Annotated in this window: 8 protein-coding genes and 1 pseudogene; 7 read left to right on the forward strand and 2 right to left on the reverse strand. The window is 41.4% G+C overall.

Annotation, left to right across the window (positions count from 1 at the left end; all coding sequences use genetic code 11):
- Positions 1 to 355 (forward strand): phosphate acyltransferase (locus tag WBA23_RS05650; RefSeq protein ID WP_424581276.1); only part of this gene is annotated, 355 nt, incomplete at its 5' end.
- Between the two features lie 56 nt (positions 356 to 411).
- Here the strand turns inward: WBA23_RS05650 and WBA23_RS05655 are convergent.
- Positions 412 to 1,926, reverse strand: a complete 1,515-nt coding sequence (locus tag WBA23_RS05655; protein ID WP_424581277.1) for a hypothetical protein — start codon at positions 1,924 to 1,926, stop codon at positions 412 to 414.
- Between the two features lie 203 nt (positions 1,927 to 2,129).
- Here WBA23_RS05655 and WBA23_RS05660 point away from each other — a divergent pair, with 203 nt between their 5' ends.
- From WBA23_RS05660 to WBA23_RS05670, 3 genes are read left to right on the forward strand one after another with little or no spacing between them, the layout of a single operon-like run.
- Positions 2,130 to 3,359 (forward strand): acetate/propionate family kinase, encoded by a 1,230-nt coding sequence (locus WBA23_RS05660; RefSeq protein WP_424581278.1) that lies wholly within the window; start codon positions 2,130 to 2,132, stop codon positions 3,357 to 3,359.
- Positions 3,360 to 3,398: 39 nt separating this feature from the next.
- Positions 3,399 to 3,833 carry a VOC family protein gene (locus tag WBA23_RS05665; RefSeq protein WP_424581279.1) on the forward strand — a complete coding sequence of 145 codons (435 nt, stop codon included), beginning with the start codon at positions 3,399 to 3,401 and terminating at the stop codon, positions 3,831 to 3,833.
- Positions 3,830 to 4,486: a sigma-70 family RNA polymerase sigma factor gene (locus tag WBA23_RS05670; protein ID WP_424581280.1), complete on the forward strand. Its 657-nt coding sequence runs from the start codon at positions 3,830 to 3,832 to the stop codon at positions 4,484 to 4,486. The genes WBA23_RS05665 and WBA23_RS05670 overlap by 4 nt, the downstream gene beginning before the upstream one ends.
- 12 nt (positions 4,487 to 4,498) lie before the next feature.
- Here the strand turns inward: WBA23_RS05670 and WBA23_RS05675 are convergent, their stop codons facing one another.
- Positions 4,499 to 6,028, reverse strand: coding sequence for a sulfatase family protein (locus tag WBA23_RS05675; RefSeq protein WP_424581281.1), 1,530 nt, complete (start codon positions 6,026 to 6,028; stop codon positions 4,499 to 4,501).
- A gap of 76 nt (positions 6,029 to 6,104) precedes the next feature.
- Here WBA23_RS05675 and WBA23_RS05680 point away from each other — a divergent pair, with 76 nt between their 5' ends.
- The 3 genes and pseudogenes from WBA23_RS05680 to WBA23_RS05690 all read left to right on the forward strand — a co-directional run.
- Positions 6,105 to 7,016, forward strand: a complete 912-nt coding sequence (locus WBA23_RS05680) for a sugar phosphate isomerase/epimerase family protein (protein WP_424581282.1) — start codon at positions 6,105 to 6,107, stop codon at positions 7,014 to 7,016.
- 222 nt (positions 7,017 to 7,238) lie between these two features.
- The gene (locus WBA23_RS05685; RefSeq protein ID WP_424581283.1) at positions 7,239 to 7,787 is read left to right on the forward strand and encodes an OmpH family outer membrane protein; all 549 of its coding nucleotides are present in this window, start codon (positions 7,239 to 7,241) and stop codon (positions 7,785 to 7,787) included.
- A gap of 350 nt (positions 7,788 to 8,137) precedes the next feature.
- Positions 8,138 to 8,325 (forward strand): annotated as a pseudogene (locus WBA23_RS05690) (hypothetical protein); the annotation flags it as partial.

Below are 8,325 nucleotides of genomic sequence, written 5' to 3' on the forward strand. Positions count from 1 at the left end.
GGGTGAAGATGTGGATCGGGTACGGCAAGCTACTAATATTGTAAAAGAGAGAATGCCGGATTTAAAGGTAGAAGGGCCAATTCAATACGATGCTGCGGTAGATAAGGAGGTGGGAATTAAAAAAATCCCAGGCTCAGAAGTGGCTGGATACGCGACAGTGCTCATTTTTCCTGATTTGAATACCGGCAACAATACCTATAAAGCGGTACAGCGAGAAACTGGTGCAGTGGCAATTGGCCCTATTCTGCAAGGTTTAAGAAAGCCAGTTAATGATCTAAGCCGAGGGTGTACAGTAACCGATATAGTTAATACCGTAGTGATTACTGCTATTCAGGCACAGAATATTGTTAAGTAAACATAAAAAAAAGCCCTAACCATTGGTTAGAGCTTTTCGGATTACTATCTGGTTTATTAGAGGTTTTCCGATGCGATAATTTCACCATCGTCACCAATGTATAATACTCCAGCACCATTATTATTCGTTACCTGTAATTGGTACAATGTTTCAGGTAATTGTTCTCCCGCATAAATAGACATAGCAGCGCGATCTTGTAGTATTTGACTTACAACTGAACCAGTCACTTTATATGCTTTTTCAATGGTTCCTTTGCCAAAAGCACTATTGCTAAATCCATCTTTCACTAGTTGGGGAATGTCAGATTCATTGATCATTGACATATCCTCTGAGTTGAATGATGCTGATGAATTTTCCATTTCAACTTCTTTAGAGTAGGCATCGCTTTTTACTGATTCTTCAATTGCTTCGTCAGTATTTTCAACGGCATTCTCCACATTCTCTTCGGCTTTCTCAACAGTTTTGTCTACCGATGTAGCAGCTTTACTTGTTCTATATTCAGCCGCCTGGTTCATTTCAGTAGTCTCTTCATTTACTTCTTGAGTAGTCTCATTCATCTCCATTTTAGCTTCACTAGCAGTACCTTCTACTAACTCTTCAGTTTTTGTAGTAGCTTTCTCTACTTCAGCTTCACTCCATCCCTCTTTAGTTTGAGTAGCAGTGTTTTCCATAGTGTTCTCAGTTTCGTAAGCAGCTTCTTCAACTTCTTCTTCAGTTTTCTCAGCGGCATTCTCTACATCGTTAGCCGTTTTTTTCATTGCTTCCTCAGTTTGGTACGCAGCACTTTCTACAGCATTCTCAGTTTCATTAGCAGCCTCTTCCATTTCATCATCTACATCTTCTACTGCTTCACCAGTAGTATTCTCTGCAGCTTCTTCAAACTCAGCAGCTTCTTCTTCTACTTCTTCTTCAGCATTGTTAAAAGATTCTTTAACTTCGGTAGCTGCATCATCTACAAACTCTCCGGTCTTATTAACTGCTGTTTCTACACCGTCAGCGGTAGCCTCAGCAGCGTTACCTACGGCATTACCAACATCATTAGCAGTCTCTTCTATTGCTTCACCTGCTTCACCAAAAAAATCCGTTGTTTCATCGTTTAAAATTTCTTCTTCAGCAATGGATTCACCATCATCACCAATGTAAAGAATTCCTTTGCCTTCATCAGTACTCACGTGCAGAATATATAGCTTCTCAGGAAGCTGCTCACCTGGATACATTGATAAATTAGCTCTTGATTCTAATATTTGCGGTAGTGCTTCACCATCTATTTCGTACGCACGATCAACAGAGCCTTGGCTATAGTCGCTATTCTCAAAGCTTTCCATTATCTCTTTAGGCAAATCAGCCTGACTAATACTGGACATGTCCTTAGAGCTAAAAGTAGCATCAGCATTAGTTCGCTGTACATTATCTTCTGATTCATAAGTCTCTTCGTCAACGTCGCCACGAGCTTCAATAACTTGTTGCTGGGTTTGCTGCTTTTCTTTCTTAGTTTTAGTCGGGGTTTCTTGAGCCTGTACTCCAAAAATTACAGCCGTTGAAATTCCCACGGTTAATAGTATCTTTTTCATTTTTAGCAAGTTTTGATTAAAAAATGTATAATTCGCTTTAAAATAAGAGGAAAACTATGCCAAGGTGAAATAAGGGTGATACGGTGACAAACGACGAACATTGTTTGCTACCGTGGGTAATATCTACAACAGAGTGGGGAATTATTGTCCATGATTGGGTAAAGCCTTTGTTTTCAGGCCAAATTTTTTAACGATAGCTAAAGATGCACGTACTGGTTTTAAACTCAGGCAGTTCTTCAATTAAGTTTAGCCTCTTTGAAATGCCGGATGAGCGAGAGGTTTCATCGGGAGCTATAGAGAAAATTGGTAATCATGACGCTAAGGTGACTCTCAAATTCTTATCAGATGAGAGTAAGCTGACCCAACCAATACTTAGCCATAGTGACGGACTAAAAATCATTGCTAATTTTCTAGCTAAAAAGGTTTTAACCAATCAGAAACTTTCCGCTATCGGCCACCGGGTAGTTCATGGGGGAGAGACTTATAGCGATCCTCAAATAATTACTGATTCGGTTCTAAGAAAAATTGATGATTTATCGGTGCTGGCACCGCTTCATAATCCCCCCAATGCTGAGGGTATTCGGGTATCTCAAAAAATTTTCCCTCAAGCTGATCAGGTTGCGATTTTTGATACTGCTTTCCACAGTACACTTCCTTCGCGTGCTTATCGCTATCCAATTCCTAGTTCGTTATACCAAAAATATGGTATCAGGGTGTACGGTATGCACGGTACTTCTCATCAGTACGTAACTCAACAAGCTACCAACCATCTGGGCAAGCCAACTGAATCGGTAAACCTAATCACGATTCACTTGGGAAACGGGTGTAGTATGACGGCGGTAAAGAATGGAAAAAGTATTGATACCTCAATGGGGTTAAGCCCGCTAGCCGGACTCATGATGGGTACGCGCAGTGGCGATATTGATCCGGCTATTCCTTTCTTTCTGAGTGAGCAAGCGGGAATGTCGCCTGCCGAAGTGGATCATCTGTTAAATCACGAAAGTGGACTGAAGGGCATTGCTGATGAAAATGACTTGCGAGAAGTGCTCAAGCAACAAGAGCAAGGCAATGAGAATGCCCAACTTGCCCTGGATATGTATTGCTACCGGATAAAAAAATATATTGGTGCGTATGTAGCTGTTTTGGGAAGGGTAGATGCTTTGGTATTTACTGCCGGAGTAGGTGAGAATAGCGCGTTTGTTCGGGAGAAATGCTTAACGGGTTTGGAAGCCCTGGGGATACAACTGGATTCTTCTAAAAACGACCAGCAGGTGAGTGCTGTTCGAGAATTACAAGCTACCGGAGGTACGATCAAAATTTTGGTGGTACCTACTAATGAAGAATTAGCCATTGCTCAACAGACATTTAAGTTACTTAGAGAAAAAAAAAAAAAATTCTGCGTCTTTCTTCCTGTTTTTTCGTCCCCTGAATGAACTTAGTATTTGTTTTAACTTTAAATTCACTGATTTACTATGAAAAGATTACACATTAACGTAAAAGTTCAGGACCTAGACACTTCTCTTGCTTTTTACGAAGGACTATTTGCTAGCAAGCCCACCGTTCTTAAGACTGATTATGCTAAGTGGATGTTGGATGATCCGCTCGTAAACTTCTCCATCAATCTGTCTGGTGAAGAAAGCGGCATTGAGCATTTAGGTATTCAGGTAGATACTGAACCAGAGCGTGACGAGTTGTTTGATCGGATCGATCAGATCGAAGGTAAACAGTTTAAAGAAGGAGAAACAGTTTGCTGCTACGCTCGCTCTACCAAATCATGGATTGCCGATCCTCAAGGAGTTTCTTGGGAAATTTTTCAAACCCACGGAGCCTCCGAGGTAAACAAGATTGTGGCGGCACCCGTCTCTGACTTTGAAAATGCGTGCTGTACACCCGAGATTGAAGCATGAAAAATGAAGTAGATAAGATGTATGACTTTGAGGGGGACACTTGTCAGCGAGTGTTCCCTTTATTTGAGCAATACCGAGCGGAACTGGTTCGGTACGTCAGACAACGTATTGATGATCCGGTACAAAGTGAAGCCTTGGTAAGTGACGTATTAGTGAAGTTGTACCGGCACTGTGAAGAGCTTTCGGAGGTTAAGAATATTCGGGCTTGGCTGTACCAAGTAACGCGCCGGACTGTTTATGATTATTTTCGCGAACAGTCTAAACTTTCAACTTTTCCTTCAGAATTAGCCGAAGAAGATGCCTACCAAGAGAGTAATGTGACTACCGAACTAGCTTCCCTTATTCCGCTTCTTATCAAGTGTTTACCAAAGAAATACGCTATTCCGCTTCGAATGAGTGATCTGGAGGGTTTACCACAACAGGAAATAGCAAGGCAATTAAACCTTTCTCTCTCTGGAGCAAAATCGCGTATCCAACGAGGAAGACAGCAGTTGAAAGAACTATTTCATCAGTGTTTGCACCTAGAGTTTGATCAGAAGGGTATTCCAGTAGATTTTCAGGTAAAAGCCAGTTGCAATATCTTAGCAGAAAGTAACCAGGATGCTGCCAAGCAATCTCAGAATTGCGCACCTACCCGTAATGAACAGTGCTAAATTTAGGTAGAACTACTGGGCGCCTACGTTGGCATTTTCGTCGGGAGGTTCGCAAAATGAAACCAGTTGTTGCTCAACCGTTTCATTCGGGCTGACTGTATCCGAGTCTGGGTGGGTTTGCCGAAACCAGTTAATTAGTTGGCTTTGTAGGTGCCGTACCGTATCAGCTAAAACTGGGTCCGCGTACAAATTCTTTGTTTCGTTGGGATCATTTATCATATCGTATAAGCGGTGAGTTATTCCCGGGGCCGGATTGCCCGTAGCGTAGCCTTGCGCTAAGTCTCGCTTACCCGTGGTAAAAATATACTTCCAATGGTCAGAGCGAACCATTGCCTTATTGTCGGCTAAGAATTCTGAAAATACGTAATTTTTATGGGTATTATTTTCCTGCTGAATTAATGGTAGTAAGCTTTTACCCTGAACTGAGGCGAGAGAGGGTGCTTGAATTGCCTCCAGTAGCGTAGGTACTACATCCACAAATTCTGCCATGGGTTCTAATACCTCACCTTCGGGTAAGTGCCCTACGGCTTGCATAAGCAGAGGAGCTTGCACGGCGGGTTCCCACATCATATGCTTTTCAAAACGTTTGTGGTCGTTTAGCAAATATCCGTGGTCGCCTAAGTAAACAACAATTGTATTTTCAGCTAATCCTAACGAGTCAAGTTTGTTAAGAATTAATCCGATGTTCTTATCCAAATATTCTGTAGAAGCGTAGTAAGCTGAAACAATGCCTTGCCGTTCCTCTTCAGTCAGGTCTTGAAAAATTTGAGGTACCCATTGGTCGTCTTCGGGGCTTCCTTGGGGGAGCGGCATGTTCGCCGGATCATATTTTTGAGCGTACTCAATGGGGAAGTTGAACGGGGAGTGTGGTTCGTGAAATCCTACTACTAAACAAAAGGAAGTATCCTGATGATCCGTCAGGAATTGATTAGCCCGTTGGGAGTACCACGTTCCAATATCATCGGCATCGTAATGATTACCCGGTAGAGCATCCGCGTTTAACCAAATACGAGCCGGGTCACGGAATGGTTTCCACTGAGGGCGAACCGCCACGCTATCTGGTACTTCCCGACCGGGATTATCTTCAAGATAAGTGTAATAGTCTTTTCGTTCAATTTTAACATCGAAGCCGTGGTTCTTTCGATTATTGAAGTGATTTTTTCCGATAATTCCTGTTACATACCCTTCATCTTTTAAATGATCCGCAATAGTGACTTGCTCTTCGGGAAAAGAAGTTCTAAGTAAAGTTACCCCCGTAGCATGCGGATACCGTCCGGTAATCAAAGATTGGCGCGAAGCACTACAAAGTGGCGCGTTGGCATAAGCCCGGTTAAACCGAACCCCTCGGGCAGCCATTCGGTCGAGATTAGGGGTTTTGATGACATTATTACCGTAGGCGCCAAGCACATTAGCTGAATGATCATCGCCAATGATGATGAGCACATTTTGAAGCTCATTCGGCTCATCAACATTCTCCGGTTGAGTAGGCGATTGACAAGCAAATGATATCAGTAAATATAGTAGACCAAATAAGTAGCGCATAGATGATATAGAAAATAATTAGTACATTAACGGGCATATTAAAGCTATTTTTTCACATTTACACCTCCAACCTATAATGCAGCGTCGTGATTTTCTATCTACTACTGCTCAAGCATCACTTGGTGCATTAGTACTACCAAGTTTTTCAAAGTCATCACCATTGTTCTTCAAGATGTCGCTGGCTGAGTGGTCGCTCCGCCAACCTATTCGTAAGGAACAGATGACTAATCTGGATTTTCCCCGCATAGCGAAGGAGTTTTATGGTATTGACGCAGTAGAATACGTTAATCAGTTTTTCCTTGATAAGGTGAAAGATCAAGAGTACTTGCGAGAACTCAAGCAGAGAGCGGATGACTTGGGTGTCACTAACGTACTAATTATGCTGGACTTGTGGGAGTACCCTACGGCCAGTCCGGTAGAATCGGAAAGAATAAAGTCAGCGGAGAAGCACTACGAATGGATTGATGCAGCTCAAGCAATAGGCTGCCACGGGGTGCGAATCAACGCGAATGGCTACGAAGGTAAATCTCCCGAAGAAGCGGCTGATTTGTTTGTAGATACACTAATCCGTTTGTCTGACTATGCCAAACCGATGAATATGAATATTATGGTTGAAAACCACGGAGATTATTCTTCCAATGGCAAATGGCTCGCAATGGTGATGAAAAAAACTAATCGCGACAATGTGGGTACATTGCCAGATTTTGGGAATACCAGAATAGCTAAGGATGAAGAATACGATCGCTATCAGTTGGTAGAAGAGTTAATGCCTTATGCGATTGGGGTGAGTGCTAAAACCACTGAATTCAACCGTAAGGGCAAGGAAGCCAATATGGATTATGAGCGTCTAATGACTATTGTTAAAGATGCTGACTTCAACGGTTACGTTGGAGTTGAGTTTGGCGGAAAGCTAGAAGAGATGCATAAAAAAGATGGTATTATGCTCACAAAAAAGCTTTTGGAAAGGGTAGGGGGACAACTTTCTTAAGCAGTAAATTATAGGCAGTAGATCATTGACCATTGCAATACTAAATCGCTATTTGTTACTTATTAGCATTCCAGTTTCATTCCCAGACTAAATCCGGAGACGATGTTCGTTTAAAGCGTTAATTCTTGTTAAATCTTCTAAGGTATATTGGTGAATCATTAGGTTTTAGCTATTTTCGAGGTTTATTTTGCACTTAATCATAACCTAAAGGGATTACTACCAATGAAGAAGATATTATTTATTTTACTCATAACCGCTTACTTTGGCTCATTATCAGGTTTTGCTCAAGAAATTAAAATCGGATTTGTTCAATCAGAATACGTTCTAGGGCTACTACCAGAGGCAAAAGTAGCTCGACAAGATGTAGCTGCTTTTGAACGAAAGCTTAACAATAAATTAACCGCTATGCGTCAGGGGTTAGAATTGCAAGCAGCCCAATTACAGCAGGAAGCCCCCAACCTTACTGATACAATTCGGGCAGCGCGAGAGCAGGAACTTCAAGAACTTCAACAAGATATTTTAAGCGAACAAGAAACGGCCCAACAGCAAATGCAATTCAAGGTGATGCAAGCTATGAATCCATTACGCCAGAAAGTGCAACTGACTATTGATTCAATAGCTCAGCTAAATGGTTACACCCATATCTTTCCATCCAGTGTTAACGGGCAGGCTATGCTGATTTATACTAAAAATCCTGAAGAGTCTAACGTTACTCCATTAGTGATAAACGCTTTAGGACTGACCAATCCAGCTGATACGACGGGTCAGTAGTAGTTCTTTTGGTAAGTGCTACTACTTAATAACTTGCCCAATATCTAATCTATAGTCATGGTCTTGCCAATGCCCTTCAATAAGGTAAAAATTTATATTGAAAATATATAAAATGCAACTTCTTTAAAATATCTAATTATTTTATTGAAGAATTGTTCTACACTCTGTTTAAGATTTGGTAAAACATTCTACAGTTTGTAGGTATTACATGAAGCTAGACTCCTAAATTGTACGAGAATTTATGGTTTATGTAGCTGAAATTCAGATGATTAGAGGTCAATTATATTTTGCTTCTCAATACAAGTATAGTTATTGAGGTGTATAACTTAGAGAAACTATTAAAGTTAACGATGAAATACCAATACTACCTTTTAAGCTTAAGGCGGTTATACCGCCCCGCTATTGCCGTCACTTTTTTTTCCATGATATTCGGTTGTCAAAAAGCTGAACCCAAAGATGAAGGGCTACCATTACCTGTAATGACTCTTCAAGAAGAGAAAGCGGCAAAATCGTTTCAGTACCTCGGCTCTATTGAAGG

It is taken from the genome of Tunicatimonas sp. (assembly GCF_049647865.1).
GTDB lineage: Bacteria > Bacteroidota > Bacteroidia > Cytophagales > Cyclobacteriaceae > Tunicatimonas.

Bases quoted from the DNA above. Each gene is read 5' to 3' on its own strand.
- WBA23_RS05655 (WP_424581277.1), bottom strand. From the start codon at position 1,926: ATGAAAAAGATACTATTAACCGTGGGAATTTCAACGGCTGTAATTTTT.
- WBA23_RS05660 (WP_424581278.1), top strand. From the start codon at position 2,130: ATGCACGTACTGGTTTTAAACTCAGGCAGTTCTTCAATTAAGTTTAGC.
- WBA23_RS05665 (WP_424581279.1), top strand. From the start codon at position 3,399: ATGAAAAGATTACACATTAACGTAAAAGTTCAGGACCTAGACACTTCT.
- WBA23_RS05670 (WP_424581280.1), top strand. From the start codon at position 3,830: ATGAAAAATGAAGTAGATAAGATGTATGACTTTGAGGGGGACACTTGT.
- WBA23_RS05675 (WP_424581281.1), bottom strand. From the start codon at position 6,028: ATGCGCTACTTATTTGGTCTACTATATTTACTGATATCATTTGCTTGT.
- WBA23_RS05680 (WP_424581282.1), top strand. From the start codon at position 6,105: ATGCAGCGTCGTGATTTTCTATCTACTACTGCTCAAGCATCACTTGGT.
- WBA23_RS05685 (WP_424581283.1), top strand. From the start codon at position 7,239: ATGAAGAAGATATTATTTATTTTACTCATAACCGCTTACTTTGGCTCA.